The sequence below is a fragment of the Streptomyces sp. NPDC006134 genome (assembly GCF_040628835.1).
Lineage (GTDB): Bacteria > Actinomycetota > Actinomycetes > Streptomycetales > Streptomycetaceae > Streptomyces.
In genome coordinates this window covers 1-17,049 of record NZ_JBEXTV010000048.1, presented here as the reverse complement: position 1 = coordinate 17,049, position 17,049 = coordinate 1, and the positions used below count along the sequence as shown (strand labels likewise).

Below are 17,049 nucleotides of genomic sequence, written 5' to 3'. Positions count from 1 at the left end.
GTTTCCTCCGCAGGTCACGGGTACTCGCGCGGACGAACCGAGAGAGAAGAAGGAAGAGACGAAGGAGGGAACCACCGTGTCGAAGGTCGAGGAATCCATCGAGGTCGGCGTCCCCGTGCACACCGCCTACAACCAGTGGACCCAGTTCGAGACGTTCCCCGAGTTCATGAGCGGGGTGGAACGCATCGAGCAGCGCACCGACACGCTCACGCACTGGGTGACGAACGTGAACGGCGTCCACAAGGAGTTCGACGCGGAGATCACCGAACAGATCCCGGACGAGCGGGTGGCCTGGACCACGGTGTCCGGCGAGGCCAGGCAGGCGGGTGTGGTCACCTTCCACCGCCTCGACGCCGACCACACCAAGGTGATGCTCCAGATGGACTTCCATCCGGACAGCGTCACCGAGAAGGCCGGCGACAAGCTCGGGTTCGTGAAGCGGCAGACCAAGGGCGATCTGGAGCGCTTCAAGCACTTCATCGAGGAGCGCGGCCAGGAGACCGGCGGCTGGCGCGGCACGGTCGTCTGACCGCGGGACAGGCGAGGGCGCACGGCGCCCGCCGGGCCCCGGGCACCCCGGCCCGCACCGCGGCGGGCGTCCGGGGCTCCCGGGGCATCCGGGAACGACCGCGCCGGCGGTCGCACGGGGCGCGGCGCGGGCCCGGGGCCTGTCCGTCGCGAGGTGGGCGGGGGTGCGGCGTCAGGCCCTAGCCGGCCGCTTCCGCCCGGCACTCCGGATGGCCCCAGCCCTGCGGGTTCTTGGCGATCGGCTCTCCGGCCGCGTACGACCGTCCGCACACGCAGCGGCCGGGGAACTTCGCCTTGATCGTGCGCGCGGAGCTCCCGCCGGCCGTTCCCCCGGCCCGCTGCCGGGACGCGCCGGGCCGGCGCCGCGGCGCCTTGACCGGAACGTCGGGCGCGGGCGGCGGCTCGGGCGAGCCCAGCTCGCTGCCCGCGGGTTCCTGGACGGTGGCGGCCTGGCTGGCGGCGCGGTCGGCGAAGTCGTTGAGCGGGTCGCCGTCGACCTGGTGGGCGGGCACGTAGCGGAACTCGACCGAGCGGCCCTCCAGCAGCTCGTCGATGCGCACGACCAGCTCCTGGTTGGCGACCGGCTTGCCGGCGGCCGTCTTCCAGCCGTTGCGCTTCCAGCCCGGCAGCCAGGTGGTGACCGCCTTCATGGCGTACTGCGAGTCCATCCGGACCTCCAGCGGTACGCCGGGGTCGGTCGCCGCCAGCAGGCGTTCCAGGGCCGTCAGCTCGGCCACGTTGTTGGTGGCCCTGCCGAGCGGTCCCGCCTCCCAGCGGGCCGGGGCCTCGGAGTCGTCGGCGACGACCCAGGCCCATGCCGCCGGGCCGGGGTTTCCCTTCGAAGCGCCGTCGCACGCGGCCACCACACGTTCACGCATGGGCCCGATCATGCCATGGCCGGCCGGGACGGCGGTTCCGGGCTCGGTCCCGCTTCAGGGGACGTCGGTGAAGGCGGGCGTCTTCCCCCGCGTGGCCGTGAGGTCGATCACCGAGAAGTCCGCGCCCTGCGGGTCACTCAGCGCCGCGAACCGGCCGAACGGGGTGTCCATCGGGCCGGAGCGCAGGACCCCGCCGAGCTCGGTGGCCTTGGCCACGGCCGCGTCGCAGTCGGCGACGGCGAAGTAGACGTTGATGTACGACGGCACCTCGGGCGGGAAGTCCTCCGTCATCCTCATCCGGCCCAGGACGCTGCGGTCGCCCAGGTCGTAGACGCGGAAGTCCACCTCGACGTCCTCCATGCGCTTCGCCCGGTAGGAGAAGACCGCGGGGAAGAACGCGTCCGACTTCTCGGGCTCCCGGGTGAAGACCTCCGCCCAGCAGCAGGCCCCGGGCTCGGCCGTCGCCTGGAAACCCTCGTGCCGGCCCGCCTGCCAGACGCCGAAGAGGACACCGCCGGGGTCGCGGGCCAGGCACAGGGTGCCGAAGTCGTCGGCCTCCACCGGCTCCATCAGCACCCTGCCGCCGTTGTCGCGGATCCTGTCGGCGGTCGCCGCCGCGTCCTCGGACGCGAAGTACAGGCACCACTGGGACCGGTCCTCCTGCCCGGGCATGGGCGGGACGACGGCGGCGACCGCCTTGCCGTCCGCGTAGGCCTCGGTGTAGTCGCCGTACTCCGACGACGCCTCGCCGAAGGTCCAGCCGAGGACCTCGCCGTAGAAGCGTTTGGCGCCCTCGGTGTCACGGACCATCGCGTCGGCCCAGCAAGGGGCGCCCTCTGGGTGTACTGCCATGGCTGCAGCCTCTCCGAGTAGGTGGGGGAGCGAATGGGCGGGGGTCCGAACAGGCGGGTGGTCCGTTTCCTCACGCTAGCCACCGGTACGCCGGTCCGCGCGCCGAACGCCTCGCCGGGCACCGGCCGGGAAATCCTTCGACAGCATGCCCCGCGGCCCGCTGGGATGGGCGGCATGGGTGCGACGAGGATGCGCGCGGACGAGGTCGACGTCGACGCCTCCCTGGTCGGCCGGCTGGTCGGACGGCAGTTTCCCCGGTGGGCCGGGCTGCCGGTGGAGCGGCTGCGGTCCTCGGGCACCGAGAACGCGATGTTCCGCCTCGGCACGGACCTCGTGGTGCGGCTCCCCCGCCATCCCGGCGCCGTCGCGGACGTGGCGCACGAGCGGCGCCGGCTGCCGCGGCTCGGCCCCCGGCTGCCCGCCGCCACGCCCGAGCCGGTCGGGACCGGAGAGCCCGGTGAGGGGTTCCCGTGGCCGTGGTCCGTCTACCGCCGGCTGGACGGCCGCAACCCGGCCGCCGGTGCGCTGGAGGAACCCGGACTGCTCGCCGCGGACCTGGCGGCGTACGTCACCGCGCTGCGCCGGATCGATCCGGCGGACGCGCCCGCCGGTCCCCGGAGCGGTCCCCGGCCGCGCGGGACGCGCCGACCCGGGAGGCGCTCGCGCAGCTGCGCGGACGGGCCGACACCGACGCGCTGACGCGCCTGTGGGAGCGGGCCTTGCGGACTCCCGGGCACACCGGACGGCCCGTCTGGGCGCACGGCGGCCTCTCCCCCGGGAACGTGCTGGTCGACGGAGGCCGACTGGCCGCCGTGATCGACTTCGGCTGCGCGGGGGTGGGTGATCCGGCGGTCGATCTGATCGTCGCCTGGAACCTGCTGCCCGCCGGCGCCCGCGAGGTCTTCCGCGAGGCCGTGGGGGCGGACGAGGCGCAGTGGGCGCGCGGACGCGGCTGGGCGCTGTCGATCTCGCTGATCCAGCTGCCGTACCACTGGGACACCAATCCGCAGCTCGCCGAGAACTCCCGGCACGTGATCCGGGAGATCCTGGCCGAGGCCGAGGCCGAGTGAGACCGGGCGGGGCCGGGCGGGGGGCCGGGGTCACCCGCCCGCGTACGCCTGTTCCAGGGCCGCGATGTCCAGCTTGCCCATCGCCAGCATGGCCCGGGTGGCGCGGGCCGCCTTCTCCTGGTCCGGGTCGCCGATCATCTCGATCAGCCGCTTCGGCACGACCTGCCAGGAGACGCCGTACTTGTCCTTGAGCCAGCCGCAGGGGCCGGGTTCGCCACCGTCCTCGGTGAGCTTGTTCCAGTAGTGGTCGACCTCCTCCTGGTCCTCGCAGTCGATCTGGAAGGAGACGGCCTCGGTGAACTTGAACTCCGGGCCGCCGTTGAGCGCGACGAACCGCTGGCCGTTGGCCGTGAACTCGACGGTGACCACCTCACCGGCGGGGCCGGGACCGGCCTCGGTGTAGCGGATCGTCCGCCCGATGCCGGAATTCCTGAAGACCGAGACGTAGTACGCGGCGGCCTCCTCGGCCTGGCCGTCGAACCAGAGGCATGTGGTGAATCCGTCGGTGGCCATGAGTTCCTCCTGGAGTGGAAGGCGGTTGTCAGGGTGGACCCGTCCCGGCCGCGGAAGTCATCGGCCAAACGGCCGGAAAGCAGGAGTGTCCCCATGAGCCCGCGCGGTACCGGCGGCACGCCCGGACCGTGGAGGAGTTCGCCGGGCGGACCGGCTCGGCGGATCCGCCGCGGGAGCCGGACCCGTTCGCAGGCGACGGCGGCGTACGGGCGTTCTCCCGGCGGGTGCGGGACAAGGGCGTGAGCCGGCCCGCACCGGCCGCTCTGCCCGTGGCGAATCTGCCCCGGGCAGAGAATTCCCCGCCCGGGCCGGTCCGGGGCCGACAGTGGAGACCGCGGCGCACACCGGCCGCGCACACCCCGCTCGACGACTCGACGACGACTCGACAAGGAGCGCCGATGTCTCCACTGACCGCCGGCCCCGGGCCGGCCCTGCTGCCGCGGGCGGAGGAGGGCGACACCCCTCCGACGCGGTTCGACGACCACCTGGCCGCGCAACTCCTCGGCCAGCGCATCATCCTGCTGGGCACCCAGGTCGACGAGGTCTCCGCGAACCGCGTCTGCGCCCAGCTGCTGATCCTGTCCGCGGAGGACCCGCGCACCGACATCAGCCTGTGCATCAACAGCCCCGGCGGCTCCGTCCACGCGGGCCTGGCCATCTACGACACGATGCGGCTGATCCCCAACGACGTCTCGACGCTCGCCATGGGGTTCGCCGCCAGCATGGGCCAGTTCCTGCTCAGCGTGGGCACGCCCGGCAAGCGCTACGCCCTGCCGAACGCGCGGATCATGATGCACCAGCCGTCGGCGGGCATCGGCGGCACCACCGCCGACATCGAGATCCAGGCCGAGAACCTGGAGTTCACCAAGCGGACCATCGAGCGGATCACCGCCGAGCACACCGGGCAGAGCCCGGAGACCATCTCCCGGGACGGCGACCGGGACCGCTGGTTCACGGCCGAGGAGGCCAGGGAGTACGGGATGGTGGACCGGGTGGTGGAGTCCCTCGCGGACGTCCGCCCGGCCGCGACCCGGCGACGGATGGGACTGCAGTGATGGGCACGTACACGATTCCGAACGTCGTCGAGCGCACCCCGCAGGGCGAGCGGTCCTACGACGTGTTCAGCCGGCTGCTGTCGGAGCGGATCATCTTCCTCGGCACCGAGATCGACGACGGCGTCGCCAACGTCGTCATCGCCCAGTTGCTCCATCTGGAGTCGGCGGCGCCGGAGAGCGAGATCGCGATCTACATCAACTCGCCCGGCGGCTCGTTCACCTCGCTCATGGCGATCTACGACACGATGACGTTCGTACGGGCCCCCATCTCGACGTTCTGCGTCGGGCAGGCGGCCTCCACGGCGGCCGTGCTGCTGGCCGGCGGGGACCCGGGGCGGCGGTTCGTGCTGGAGCACGCGCGGGTGCTGCTCGGGCAGCCCGCCACCGCCGGGCAGCGGGGCACGGTCTCCGATCTGGCCGTCCACGCCAAGGAGATGGTGCGGATCCGCTCCCAGGTGGAGGAGGTGCTCTCCCGGCACACGCACCACGACGTGGCGACGCTGCGCGCGGACATGGACCGCGACAAGGTGTTCACCGCGCACGAGGCCGTGGCGTACGGACTGGCCGACGAGGTGCTCAGCCGACGCCTCGTGACGGTATGACGGCATGACGGTGTGACCGTGTGACACGCCGGGCCGGTGCCCCGGTCGCCTTGCCCGGGGCACCGGTCCGTGGACTTGTCCGGGGGCTCCGGCCCCTGAGCTGCCCGGCGCGCCGGCCGTGAAGTCCGGCGCGTCGGTCCGCGGCCGCCGTCAGGCCGCCAGACAGAGCCCGTCGTAGCGGGCGCCGGGCGTGCCGCGGCCGGCACCCGCGTGCCGGGAGGTGACGCGGGTGAGCCGGCCGTGGGCCCGCGCCAGCAGGTCGCCCAGGCTCAGTCCGAGGGCCTGGGCGGCGGCCGCCAGGACCTCCGACGACGCCTCCTTGCGCCCGCGCTCCACCTCCGACAGGTACGGCATGGAGATCCGGGCCGCCTCCGCCACGTCCTTCAGGGTGCGCTCCTGGGCGAGGCGTTCACGCCGCAGGACGTCACCGACCAGGTCGCGCCACAGCGGTTCCCGCCCGGGGGCCGGGCGGGCCGGGGATGCGGCGGGGCGGTTCTCCGGGCGCGCGGCCGGAGGGCGCAGAGGGATGACACGGGCTTCGTTCGGCGCTTGGCTGCTCACCCCCTCAGCCTAGAAATCGGCGGCCGGAGGGGAAGAGCGCGGCGTTCCGCCCTGAGGGGAATCGGGCCGGGGGCGCCCCGGCATGTACGGTCTCGGTCACGCCGATACGCTGAGAGCATGTCGCATACCCTCGTGAATCCGGACGTACAGTGCGAATGATCCCCGATTTTCCGTCACCCGGCAACACGGGGGGCATGCACCGTCCTGACCTGGGTACCCGCAGCGACGAAGGACTCAGGGAGACCTAACCGTGACTTTCGTGGGAGAGGTAATGGACACCGTCGACACCGCCGTGATCCGGCCGGACGCACCGGCCGTCGAGAAGACCACCGGGAACGGGACGACGGGTGAGGGTCCGCTGGCGGAGGTCGTGGACCCGCGGGCCGTGGCACCGCGCGACGCGCGGGAGCTGTCCCGCCAGTTCTTCCAGCGCCTGACGGAGCTCGAAGAGGGCACGCACGAATACCAGTACGCGCGCAACACGCTCATCGAGATGAACATGTCGCTCGTGCGGTTCGCCGCCGGCCGCTTCCGCGGCCGCGGGGACGACATGGAGGACATCGTCCAGACCGGCATGATCGGCCTGATCAAAGCGATCGACCGGTTCGAGCTGTCGCGTGAGGTCGAGTTCACCTCGTTCGCCCTGCCGTACATCGTCGGCGAGATCAAGCGGTTCTTCCGCGACACGACGTGGGCCGTGCACGTGCCGCGGCGGCTGCAGGAGCTGCGCGTGGAACTGGCCAAGGCGCGCGAGGAGCTCTCCAGCCGCCTGGACCGCGAGCCCACCGTCGCCGAGCTCGCCACGCTGATGAACATCACCGAGGACGAGGTGATCGAGGGCCAGATCGCGGCCAACGGGTACAACTCCTCCTCGCTGGACGCCGCGCTCACCGGGGACGGTCCCGAGGGCGGCGAGGCCGTGCTCGCCGACTTCATCGGCGTGGAGGAGGACGGGATGCGGCTCGTGGAGGACTTCCACTCGCTCGCTCCGCTCATGGCCGAACTCAGCGAGCGCGACCGGCAGATCATCCACATGAGGTTCGTCGAGGAGGCCACCCAGGCGGAGATCGGCGCACAGCTCGGCTGCTCCCAGATGCACGTGTCCCGGCTGATCAAGCGGATCATCACCCGGCTGCGCGAGGGCATGCTGGGTGAACTCGGCTGCGCCTGAGACCCCGCGGAGAGACACAGCGCACCGGGACGCGGGTACCGCCCCACCACCGGAGTGGGGCGGTACCCGCGTCCCGGTTGGCCGTGGCGTGCGGTCGCCGGGACCGCGGGACCGGGGGCCGGAACTCAGGCGTCGTTCAGCGGGACCACGGCGCGCACCCGTTTGCCGACCGGCACCCGCTCGACGGTGACGGACTCCGTCAGCGCGTGGACGATCTCCAGGCCGTGCCGGCCGACGCGTTCGGGGTCGCGCGGGAAGCGCCGGGGCAGGGCCCCGCTGCTGTCGTAGACGCCCACGGTCACCGAGGCGTCCGTGCCCTCCAGCTCCAGGATGTACGGCCCCTGGCTGTGCCGGTCGGCGTTGGTGACCAGTTCGCTCACCACCAGGAGGACCGCGCCCTCGGTCCGCGAGCCGATCGGGGCGCACCACTCGGTCCTGAGCTGGTCGAGGAAGAGCGACGCGAAGGAACGCGCTTCGGCGATGCATCCCGGATCGCCGGTGTAGTGTGCCGCCCGCCGTAGCGGTTCCACGGGCACGTCGAAACCAGTCGGTATCACTGCCCCGTCCAGGTGCTCGATCATGCGTTTCTCTCTCAGAAGCCGGACTGGCCGGACGCTGCTGCACCAGTCCGCATACCCCGAGCCGGGCTCCGCAGTCCCCGTCGTCCGCACTGCGGGCGTCGTCACGGCCGCACGGGCATGCGCAGGTTACCCGACCGGCCTCCGGCCGGGGGAAACGGCTCGGGCCGGAGCCCGCCGCGGGCGTCCCGGCCGGGGTTCACAAGACCGGTGCGGCGGTGGGCGGGACGGGTTCGACCACGGGCGCCGACGGGGGCGGGACGGAGGCGGGCGGAGGCTCGGTGGCCGGCGATCCGGGCTGCGGCTCGCCGGAACCCGGGGCCGTCGTTCCCGGCTCGGGCGTTCCCGGCTCGGGCGTTCCCGGTTCGGGCGTCTCCGGCTCGGGTGTCCCGGGTTCGGGCGTTCCCGGGGTGGTCGTCCCGGGGCCGGACGGCGGCGGCTCCGGCTCCGGTTCCGCGGGTGAGGAGGGCCGGCCGGGAGCGGTCGTCGGCGGGGACGCGGGCGTGGAGTCGCCGGGGGGCGGGGAGGGGCGTTCGGCGGGCGGTGCGGCCGGGCGGTCCTTGCCTCCCGTGTCGCCGCGCGGGCGGGAGATCCACTCGTCGCGTTCGGGGTCGTAGAGCACGAAGACGTCGATGTCGCGCGGCGCGGGCCGGACCACGACCACGTTCGACGGGCGGTACGACGGCCAGGCGTCGCCCGTCGTCCTGGGCGGGCTCTGCTGGGGAACCGGTTCGGTCAGCGGGTTGCCGCAGGCGCAGCGCACCCGGGGGAGGCCGCGGTCGTCGACGAGTACGGCCGTGCCCGCCTGGAGGACGGCCTGGTAGGGGACGGCCTTGCCGTCGCGGTAGCCGTGGTTGGTGACGCGGGTGTCCAGGCGCAGCTGGACGGGGGTGAGGCCGCGCAGGTAGGCCGGGACCCGGGACGGTTCGACGCGGGCGACCGAGGCGAAGGCCCGGTTCTTCGCCGGGTCGGCGCCGAGCGCGTCGATCTGCCGCTCGACGTCGCAGCTGGAGGCGTTGCGGGTGCCGCCGTACAGGCCGGGGGTGCCGCCGTCGACGCCGCGGACCACGTGGGCGGGGGCGGAGGTGGTGGCCGGGGGCGGAGCCGTCGGGGACGTCGGCGGGACGGAGCTGTCCTTCGCCGTCGACCCGGTGAAGGGGTCGGGGCCCGTGCCGCCCGCCGCCTGCAGGAACACCTCTCCGCTCCTGTCACCGGTGCCGCCGCCCTCGTTGCCGGGGCCGTCGCCGCCGGGCCGCGCGAAGACGACCGCGAGGACCACGGCGGCCACCACCACCGCGGCGAGCACCGCGACGCCGGGCGCGGACCTCCACCACGGCCGGCGCGGTCGCGGCGCGCCGCCGTCCCCGCCGCCGGGCGGGGACGGCGGGGGCGGTGGTCCGGACGACGGCGGAGAGGGGCCCGACAGCGGGCCCGAGGGCGGTCCGGTGGGGCGGCCGGAGGACGGCGGTTCGACGCTCACGGGCTCTTCTTCCGCGAAAACCTCGGCGGCGCGGCACCCGGGCGGATCCTTCCGCCCAAAGGCCGGTACGCCCGCCTGTTCCCTTCATTGTGTGTCCCGGTCCGGCGGCGGGCGCAAGCCGGCCGAGCCGACGCGGACGGCCCTTCCGGCGGGCACGCCACGCGGGCGCTGCTTAGCGTGGCGGTGTGAGTGCGCACAGCCCCTCCGGTCCGGCCGTGGCCCGTCACGGCTGGGCGCAGGCCCTCGTCACCGTGCTGGCCGGGCTGGCCGCCATGGGAGTGGCCGCCGCGCTCGGGCTGTGGGCGGCCGGTGCCGCGGACCTGCCCGAGGGCGCCTTCCCCCGGATCGTCGCGGCGACCGTGGTCATCGCCGTCGGCGGGGCGGTGGAGTTCTCCGGGGACGCCGGCGGACTCGCCGGCACCGAGGCCGATCTGACCGTGATGCCGCTGTCCGTCACGCTGGTGGGGGCCCTGGCCGTCGGCTGGGGTTTCCTGCGTCCGCTGCGTCACCGGGCGGTCGCGGGGGCGGCGGAGCTGGCGGGCTGGGCGGGGCGGATCGCCGTCCTGTGGCTGCTCGCCCTGCTCGCCCTGGCGTTCGCCGCCCGGCAGTCCTTCCAGGTGCCCCTGGGCGAGGGGGTGCTGGACGAGCTCGGCGACCTCTTCGGTCTCTCCCCGCGGGTCGGTTTCACCACCGACGTGCCGCTGACGCTGCTCTTCGGTCTGCTGTGGCTGGCGGGTGTGGTGGTCCTGGCCCTGCTGGTGTCGCGGGGCGCTCCGCTGCCCGGCCGGCTCCTGCGCTTCCAGGCGTCGGTGCGGCCGGCGGCGTACGCGATGGTCGTCCTGCTGCTCGCCTGCGTCGCCGTGGGGGTGGCGGCCGGTCTGGTGGTCGCGGCGACGCACGGGCATCCGGCCAGGACGTTCGCCGTGCTCCTGCTCGGCCTGCCGAACGTGGCGTGGCTCGCGTTCACCCTCGGGCTCGGTGCCACCTGGGACGGCCGGGTGGAGGGGCCGTTCGGGCTGCCGATGCCGCACGTGCTGGACGAGGTGCTGCGCACGCCGGACGTCTCGGCGCTCGACCTGCGCACGCTCGCCGGGCACGACGGCCGGGTGTGGTGGCTGGTGGCCGTCGACGCGGTGCTGCTCCTGGCCGCCGCCGTCGTGGCGGCGGGGCGCTCACCTGTCCGGGCACCGGCCTGGCGGCACGCCGTGCGCCTGGCGGTCGCGCTCGCGCTCACGGTGTTGGCGGTCTGCCTCGTCGGCCGGATCTCCGCGCGTTTCGGGCTCTCCGTGCTCGGCATCGGCGATCTGGGCGGGGCCCTGTCCGGGGAGCTGTTCCTCAGACCGCGGCTGTGGACCGCGCTCGGCCTGGCGCTGCTGTGGGGGCTGGCCGCCGGGTTCCTCGGCGCGCCGCTCGCGCGGTGGGCGGGCCGGCGCGGCCCGGCGGGCGGAGACCGGACGCGGCCGCACGGATGAGTGCGCAGGGGCGGGCGTGTACGGGCCTTCGCCGGGGAGCCGCCGGGGCGGGGGCGGCTCGGGTGGAGGGTCAGGACCGTGTCCGTGGCGGGTGGGCGGCATCGTAACGGCGCCGGTTCTCGTGGATCTCTCGCCGGTGTTCCGTGGCCCAGTCGCCCAGGGCCACCACCGAGTCCAGCAGTGACGCGCCGAGGGGGGTGAGCGCGTAGTCGACACGCGGGGGGACGCTGGGGTGCACCGTCCGGGTCAGGAGTCCGTCGCGTTCGAGCTGCCGCAGCGTCAGCGTCAGCATGCGCTGCGAGATCCCGGTGACCGCGCGGTGCAGCTCGCTGAAGCGGAGGGTGCGGTCCCGGAGTTGCCCGATGACCAGGATGCTCCACTTGTCGCCGATCAGGGCGAGGATCCGCAGCACCTGCCGGCACACCTCTTCCTCCGTCTCGCGGTCGTCGGGACCGGCCTGCGGGTGGGGCGTGTCGTCGGGGTGCCGCCCGGCCGTCGAGGCGCTCCTGCGGGTCGTCAAGGGTTACCTCCGTGTGCGTCACCGACATGAATGTGCCGTCTTGTCACCGTCCGGGCGGTGACAAATCATGCTGCTACGAAAAAAGAGTAACCACCTGACGGCGGGTCGCGGCCGTGCCCGGCGCGGCCGTTGTGAACGGAAGGAACGTCGTGGAGGCGAAGACACTCGTCGTTGTCGGTGCCGGACCAGGGCTGGGGATGGGCGTGGCCAGGGCGTTCGGCCGCCACGGCTTCCGGGTCGGGCTGGTCGCCCGGAACAAGGACACCCTGGACGCCCTGGTGGGCGAGCTGACCGGGCTGGGCGTCACCGCCGCGGCGTTCCCCGCCGACATCCGTGACCGTGACGCGCTGGCCGCCGCCCTCGCCGGGGCCGGGGAGACGCTGGGGCCGATCGACGTCCTGGAGTACAGCCCCAGCCCGACCGGGCCGATCACCCACGCCGCGCAGACCACGGTCGCGTCCGCCGCCGCGCAGTTCGACCTGCATGTGCTGGGCGCGGTGGCGGCCGTGGGGCAGGTGCTGCCGCAGATGCGCGCCCGCGGCGCGGGGACGCTGCTGCTGACCACCGGCGTGTCCTCCACGGTCGCCGCGCCGTTCCTGGCCAACGTGGGGCTGGCCATGGCGGGGCTGCGCAACTGGGCCCACGCCCTGCACGCCGAGCTGCGCCCCCAGGGGATCCACGCGGCGACGGTGACGATCGCCTCCGCGATCACCCCCGGCGACGAGGTGACGGACCCCGATGTCATCGGCGCCCGCTACTACGGCCTGTACCGGCGGCCGGACCGCGTGGAGGAGGTCGTCGGCGACCCGGAGGCGTTTCGCGCCCTCGTCGCCGAGTGGGCCGGCGGGCGCGGCTAGGGGGCTTCTGACGGACCTCCGTGGAAGAAGGAGCGGCGTTCGGTGCGTGCTCTCGGTGTGCGGGGCGGAGGGTCATGTGGCGGAGCCACCTGGCCCTCCGCCCCGTGCGGCGAGTGGGGGTGCCCCCTCTGGGGGAGCGTGCCGGGCGTCGCGACGCCACGGAGATCCGTCAGAAGCCCCTGACCGGGCTCCCCTTCCGTTCGGGGCTCTCAGGGGCGGGGCCGGAACACCGGCCGGGCCCAGCGCGGGGGCGGCTGCGGGCGCCGGTCCGCCCCGGCCTCGCCCCTCGGGTCCACCCCACGGGTCGGCGGATGCCCGTGCGCCGCGCCGTCGCCGGGGGCGGCGCGGACCGCGGCGCGCAGGGCGGTGACGAAGGCGAGGCAGGAGTCGTGGCGGTCGTCGGGGTGCTTGGCCAGGGCGCGGGCGAAGACGGTGTCGGTCTGCGGGGCGAGATCGGGGCGGGCCGCGGTGAGGGGCGGTGGGTCGTCGTACTGGTGGGCCCACAGCAGGGCCATGTCGTCCTCCCGGCGGTACGGCGGACGGCCGGCGAGGGTCTCGTAGACGACGCAGGCCAGGGCGTAGACGTCGCAGCGGCCGTCGACGGGGCGGCCGGAGATCTGCTCGGGGGCCACGTAGTCGAGGGTGCCGACGAACTGGCCGGCCGTGGTGAAGCCGGTGAGCGACAGCGACTTCTTGGTCAGGCCGAAGTCCGTCAGGTACACGTGCTCGGGGTGGTCGGGGCCGGTGCCGCGGGCCACCAGGACGTTGCCGGGTTTGACGTCCCGGTGGACCAGCCCGTGCTCGTGGGCCGCGTCCAGCGCGGAGGCGACCTGCGCGGCGATGCGCAGGGCGGTGGCGCAGGGCAGCGGGCCCGTGCGGTCCAGGAGGTGGCGCAGGTCGCTGCCGGGGACGTACCGCATGGCGATGTACAGCACGCCGTCCGTCTCGCCGGCTTCGAAGACCGGCACGATGTGCGGGTGGTCGAGGGCGGCGGCGACCCGGGACTCGTGGGTGAAGCGGCGGCGGAAGGTGTCGTTGCGGGCGAGTTCCGGGGCGAGCAGTTTGAGGGCGACGGTGCGTTCCAGGCGCAGGTCCCGGGCCCGGTAGACGACGGCCATGCCGCCGCGGCCGATCTCCTGCTCGATGCGGTAGCCGGCGACCTGCCGCCCGATCAGGTCGGTGGGCCGGCCCGCGAACAGGCTGGTGTCGCGGGGCATCAGGGGCCGCCGCCGGGTGTCACGACCCGGGTGGGGGCGTGGCCCGGCCCGTCGGCGGGGGCGGCGTCGGCGGCGTAGGCGCTCAGCCGCGTGCCGTCGCCGTACACCCATCGCTCCCGCTCGGTGTCGTACAGCCACACCGACTCCCCGTCGACGACGACGCCGATGCGCAGGCCGCGGGTGAGGTGGCCGAAGCCCTCGCCGTCGAGGCTGCCGTCCGCGAGGTCCTCGACGGCGGCGCGGTAGCGGGCCAGGGCCTGTGCGGCGCGGTCGAGCAGGGGGCGCGGGTCGTCGATACCGGCCTGCGGGCCGCCGGTGGCGGGCGGGTCCTGCGGTACGGCGACCAGGAGGCGGCCGTCCACCCAGGCCGACCAGCCGTTGGAGCACACCACGTGTGCCCAGTCGCCGCGCCGCTCGGCGAGCCGTACAGGCAGCAGCGCGTCGAGGGCCACGGTGGGCCGGGCGGGGTCGGGGGCCTCCCAGGCGGGCATGCCGTGCGGGGGGACGACGTGGGTGGGCAGGAAGCCGGGGGGCGTGGTCGTCATGGGGCGGTGTCTTCCTTCCGCGTCCACCGCCGCGGCTCCTTCCGCATCACGGCGGGTTCGTGCCGGCGCAGCAGCCGGGAGACGGCGAGGCCGAAGAGGGCCGACAGCACGAGCAGCATGCCGACGTCGAGCAGCCACACGTCCGCCGCGTGCGCGAACAGCGGGTCGGCGGTCGGCTTCCCGGGCACGATCCGGGACAGTCCGATCGTGCCGGCCATCGCGCCGAGCGCCCACCGGGCGGGCACCAGCCAGGACAGCTGTTCCAGGCCGGGCACGCCGTGCAGCGGGAGCAGGGCGCCGCAGAAGACGACCTGGACGATGGCGAGCAGCACCAGCAGCGGCATCGTCACCTCCTCCTTGCGCACCAGGGCGGAGACCAGCAGGCCGAGCGTCATCGCGGTGAAGGCGAGCAGGGCGACCGCGACCGTGACCTCCACGAGCGGGGGCAGCAGCACGCCCCGGCCGCGCGGCGCGTTCAGGCCGACGCCCAGGAGGGCGACCAGGGTCAGCACCACGGCCTGGAGCACGGTGACCGTGCCGAGCACCGCCACCTTGGACGTCAGGTACGCGGATCTGGACAGGCCCACGGCCCTCTCCCGCCGGTAGATCGCGCGTTCCTTGACCAGTTCCCGTACGGCGTTGGCGGCGCCGGTGAGCACGGCGCCGACGCAGAGGATCAGCAGCGTGTTCATCGCCGTCTCCCGCGTCAGCCGGCCGCCGGCCAGGGCGCGGGCCATGGCGCCCATCACGAACGGCAGGGCGACCATGATGGCGAGAAACGCGCGGTCGGCGGCGACCGCGGCCGTGTAGCGGCGCACCAGCGTGCCGAACTGGGCGCCTCGGCCGCGCGGCCGGGGCGGCGGGGTGAGGGCGACCGGGCCGGCGCGGGGCCGCCTGGGCTGCGCGGTGGCGTCGGCGACGTACCGGCGGTGCAGGGGCGAGGCCCGGAACTCCCCCGCCCAGTCCCGGTCGCGGTCGCCTTCGAACGCCTCGAACGCCTCCGGCCACCGGGTGAAGCCGAAGAAGGGCAGCGCGTCCTCGGGCGGCCCGTAGTACGCCACGGTGCCGCCGGGCGCGAGGACGAGGAGCCGGTCGCACACGTCGAGGCTGAGGACGCTGTGGGTGACGACGATGACGGTCCGGCCGTCGTCGGCGAGGCCGCGCAGCATGTGCATCACGGAGCGGTCCATGCCGGGGTCGAGGCCGGAGGTCGGCTCGTCGAGGAAGAGCAGCGACGGCTTGGTCAGCAGTTCCAGGGCCACGCTGACCCGCTTGCGCTGTCCACCGGAGAGGCTGTGCACGTGCTGCCCGGCCCGCTGTTCCAGGCCGAGTTCGCGGATGACCTCCTCCACCCGGGCCCGGCGTTCCGCCTTGGCGGTGTCCTGCGGGAAGCGCAGTTCGGCGGCGTAGGTCAGGGCGGCGCGCACGGTGAGCTGGGCGTGCAGGATGTCGTCCTGCGGGACCAGGCCGATGCGCTGGCGCAGCTCGGCGTAGTCGCGGTAGAGGTCACGGCCGTCGTAGAGGACGGTGCCGTGGCCGGCGGGCCGCTGCCCGGTGAGGGCGCCCAGGAGCGTGGACTTCCCGGCGCCGCTCGGGCCGACCACCGCGAGCAGGCACTTCTCCCCCACCGGGAAGGAGACGTGGTCGAGCAGCGTCCTGCGGCCCCGGTCGACGGTGACGGTGAGGTCCTGTACGTCGAGGGAGACCTCGCCGGTGTCGACGTACTCCTGGAGCTCGTCGCCGGCCAGGCAGAACGCCGAGTGGCCGATGCCGACGACGTCCCCGGGGCCGACCGGGGCGCGGGTGACGCGCCGGCCGTTGAGGTAGGTGCCGTTGTGGCTGCCGAGGTCGGCGATCTCGTACGTCCCGTCGGGCAGGGCGCGCAGTTCGGCGTGGCGGCGGGAGACGACCAGGTCGTCGACGACGAGGTCGTTGCCGGCGGCGCGGCCGATGCGGACGGTGCGGGCGGGCAGCGGGCGGACGCTGGTGGGCTGCCGGAAGGTGCCGGTCAGGGCGGGCATCGAGACGGCCGAGGGGCGCCGTGAGGCGGGGCGGCCCACGAGGACGGCGCGGGGGCCGTCGGAGGGGCTGCCGAAGCGGAGGACACTGCCGGGGCCGACGTCCCAGGCGTGGACGCGGTGGCCGTCGGCGTAGGTGCCGTTGGTGCTGTGCTCGTCCTGGAGTGTCCAGTGGCCGTCCCCGGGCCGCAGCACCGCGTGGTGCCACGAGACCCGCTCATCGTCGAGGACGATGTCGTTCAACGGGTCGCGCCCGACGTGGTAGTCGTGGCCCGGACTCATCAGGGTGGAGCCGGTGTCGGTCTCCAGGACGAGGACGGGCGCGGTCGGCGCGACCGGCCGCTCGGACATGCCAGGATTCTACCGATTCGCGCACGTGTGCGCCTGTGCGGCGGGCGACGGGCGGCGAGCGGCGTCAGGAGACGGGAACGGCCAGCGGCGCGACGGTCCGCTGCATGCGCAGGGCGTCCACGGACTCGGCGAGCAGCTCGTACTCGGTCGTGTCGTCGCTGACGGCGATGCGCACCAGCCGTCCGGCGGCCAGCTCGTCGGCCACCAGCTCCTGCCGGGCCACGTCACCGCACCAGGCCCGCAGCACGGCGGGCACGTCGGGCACGGTGTCGGCGACCGGGACGAGGGCGCCGGGCGGGAGGGGCGCGGTGCCGGGCTGCGGGTCGAGCCGCTCGGCGATCCACGAGGCGCGGTCGCGCAGCCACCACAGCGCGAGGGCGAGCGTGGGCGCCCGGTAGGTCCCCAAAGGGACGCCGACGCGCCGGCCGCCGCAGACCCCGTACGCGGTGACATGGCACAGGAACTCGTCGTGCACGTCTCCCCTCCCCCGTCGCAGAGCTCGTCGCTCGCTCGTCGGTCGGCCGGGCTTCGCTTCCGTGCGGCTCGTGTGCGGTGCGTGAGGGCGCTGTCGCGTGACGTAAGTCGCCCTAGGAGTCGAGTATGTTCACTGCTGAATCACTGTCACCACGTCTTTCCGGCCAGTCTCCCGGCATATGCGTCACGGCCGTTGGCCGAAACGCCGCCCTCCGGGGCCCCTCCACGCGGGGCCCCCGGGGGGCGGCCAGGTACGGGGCGGGGGCGGGCCCGCGGCCGGGGCGTAACCGCCCGCCCCCGGGCCCGG

Annotated in this window: 17 protein-coding genes and 1 pseudogene; 7 read left to right on the top strand and 11 right to left on the bottom strand. The window is 74.2% G+C overall.

Annotated features, from left to right (window positions below):
• Window positions 1-76: 76 nt before the first annotated feature.
• Window positions 77-529 (top strand): SRPBCC family protein, encoded by a 453-nt coding sequence (locus ABZ340_RS26965; RefSeq protein WP_358784416.1) that lies wholly within the window; start codon window positions 77-79, stop codon window positions 527-529.
• 178 nt (window positions 530-707) lie between these two features.
• On the opposite strand, the gene ABZ340_RS26960 is transcribed toward ABZ340_RS26965, so the two are convergent.
• Together ABZ340_RS26960 and ABZ340_RS26955 are read right to left on the bottom strand one after the other, a co-directional pair.
• Window positions 708-1,418 carry a ribonuclease H gene (locus tag ABZ340_RS26960; protein ID WP_358784415.1) on the bottom strand — a complete coding sequence of 237 codons (711 nt, stop codon included), beginning with the start codon at window positions 1,416-1,418 and terminating at the stop codon, window positions 708-710.
• A gap of 42 nt (window positions 1,419-1,460) precedes the next feature.
• Window positions 1,461-2,258, bottom strand: a complete 798-nt coding sequence (locus ABZ340_RS26955) for a VOC family protein (protein ID WP_358784414.1) — start codon at window positions 2,256-2,258, stop codon at window positions 1,461-1,463.
• Between the two features lie 189 nt (window positions 2,259-2,447).
• On the opposite strand from ABZ340_RS26955, the pseudogene ABZ340_RS26950 reads away from it, so the two are divergent.
• Window positions 2,448-3,328 (top strand): annotated as a pseudogene (locus tag ABZ340_RS26950) (aminoglycoside phosphotransferase family protein).
• A 30-nt stretch (window positions 3,329-3,358) separates the two neighbouring features.
• On the opposite strand, the gene ABZ340_RS26945 reads toward ABZ340_RS26950, so the two are convergent.
• A complete protein-coding gene (locus ABZ340_RS26945) occupies window positions 3,359-3,841 on the bottom strand; it encodes a VOC family protein (protein ID WP_358784413.1) in 483 nt (160 codons plus the stop codon).
• A gap of 398 nt (window positions 3,842-4,239) precedes the next feature.
• Between ABZ340_RS26945 and ABZ340_RS26940 the strand changes: the two genes are divergently transcribed.
• Both ABZ340_RS26940 and ABZ340_RS26935 read left to right on the top strand, forming a co-directional pair.
• The gene (locus tag ABZ340_RS26940) at window positions 4,240-4,896 is read left to right on the top strand and encodes an ATP-dependent Clp protease proteolytic subunit (RefSeq protein WP_358784412.1); all 657 of its coding nucleotides are present in this window, start codon (window positions 4,240-4,242) and stop codon (window positions 4,894-4,896) included.
• Window positions 4,896-5,498, top strand: coding sequence for an ATP-dependent Clp protease proteolytic subunit (locus tag ABZ340_RS26935; RefSeq protein WP_358784411.1), 603 nt, complete (start codon window positions 4,896-4,898; stop codon window positions 5,496-5,498). The genes ABZ340_RS26940 and ABZ340_RS26935 overlap by 1 nt, the downstream gene beginning before the upstream one ends.
• Before the next feature lie 150 nt (window positions 5,499-5,648).
• Here the strand turns inward: ABZ340_RS26935 and ABZ340_RS26930 are convergent, their stop codons facing one another.
• Window positions 5,649-6,059: a helix-turn-helix transcriptional regulator gene (locus ABZ340_RS26930; RefSeq protein WP_358784410.1), complete on the bottom strand. Its 411-nt coding sequence runs from the start codon at window positions 6,057-6,059 to the stop codon at window positions 5,649-5,651.
• A 271-nt stretch (window positions 6,060-6,330) separates the two neighbouring features.
• Between ABZ340_RS26930 and ABZ340_RS26925 the strand changes: the two genes are divergently transcribed.
• Window positions 6,331-7,230 (top strand): RNA polymerase sigma factor SigF, encoded by a 900-nt coding sequence (locus ABZ340_RS26925; protein WP_358784457.1) that lies wholly within the window; start codon window positions 6,331-6,333, stop codon window positions 7,228-7,230.
• A gap of 125 nt (window positions 7,231-7,355) precedes the next feature.
• Here the strand turns inward: ABZ340_RS26925 and ABZ340_RS26920 are convergent, their stop codons facing one another.
• Both ABZ340_RS26920 and ABZ340_RS26915 read right to left on the bottom strand, forming a co-directional pair.
• A complete protein-coding gene (locus ABZ340_RS26920) occupies window positions 7,356-7,811 on the bottom strand; it encodes an ATP-binding protein (RefSeq protein ID WP_358784409.1) in 456 nt (151 codons plus the stop codon).
• A 196-nt stretch (window positions 7,812-8,007) separates the two neighbouring features.
• The gene (locus ABZ340_RS26915; protein ID WP_358784408.1) at window positions 8,008-9,288 is read right to left on the bottom strand and encodes a DUF6777 domain-containing protein; all 1,281 of its coding nucleotides are present in this window, start codon (window positions 9,286-9,288) and stop codon (window positions 8,008-8,010) included.
• Between the two features lie 185 nt (window positions 9,289-9,473).
• Here ABZ340_RS26915 and ABZ340_RS26910 point away from each other — a divergent pair, with 185 nt between their 5' ends.
• Window positions 9,474-10,760, top strand: coding sequence for a streptophobe family protein (locus tag ABZ340_RS26910; protein ID WP_358784407.1), 1,287 nt, complete (start codon window positions 9,474-9,476; stop codon window positions 10,758-10,760).
• A 70-nt stretch (window positions 10,761-10,830) separates the two neighbouring features.
• Here ABZ340_RS26910 and ABZ340_RS26905 read toward each other — a convergent pair whose 3' ends face one another.
• Window positions 10,831-11,184, bottom strand: coding sequence for a helix-turn-helix domain-containing protein (locus tag ABZ340_RS26905; protein WP_358784456.1), 354 nt, complete (start codon window positions 11,182-11,184; stop codon window positions 10,831-10,833).
• Window positions 11,185-11,429: 245 nt separating this feature from the next.
• Between ABZ340_RS26905 and ABZ340_RS26900 the strand changes: the two genes are divergently transcribed.
• Complete coding sequence (locus ABZ340_RS26900) at window positions 11,430-12,137, top strand: SDR family NAD(P)-dependent oxidoreductase (protein WP_358784406.1); 708 nt, start codon at window positions 11,430-11,432, stop codon at window positions 12,135-12,137.
• Between the two features lie 209 nt (window positions 12,138-12,346).
• Here the strand turns inward: ABZ340_RS26900 and ABZ340_RS26895 are convergent, their stop codons facing one another.
• From ABZ340_RS26895 to ABZ340_RS26880, 4 genes are all read right to left on the bottom strand, one after another.
• Window positions 12,347-13,354, bottom strand: a complete 1,008-nt coding sequence (locus tag ABZ340_RS26895) for a serine/threonine-protein kinase (RefSeq protein WP_358784405.1) — start codon at window positions 13,352-13,354, stop codon at window positions 12,347-12,349.
• A complete protein-coding gene (locus ABZ340_RS26890; protein ID WP_358784404.1) occupies window positions 13,354-13,899 on the bottom strand; it encodes a hypothetical protein in 546 nt (181 codons plus the stop codon). The genes ABZ340_RS26895 and ABZ340_RS26890 overlap by 1 nt, the downstream gene beginning before the upstream one ends.
• Window positions 13,896-16,268, bottom strand: a complete 2,373-nt coding sequence (locus ABZ340_RS26885) for an FHA domain-containing protein (protein ID WP_358784403.1) — start codon at window positions 16,266-16,268, stop codon at window positions 13,896-13,898. The genes ABZ340_RS26890 and ABZ340_RS26885 overlap by 4 nt, the downstream gene beginning before the upstream one ends.
• A gap of 64 nt (window positions 16,269-16,332) precedes the next feature.
• Complete coding sequence (locus ABZ340_RS26880; RefSeq protein ID WP_358784402.1) at window positions 16,333-16,743, bottom strand: hypothetical protein; 411 nt, start codon at window positions 16,741-16,743, stop codon at window positions 16,333-16,335.
• Between the last annotated feature and the right edge of the window lie 306 nt (window positions 16,744-17,049).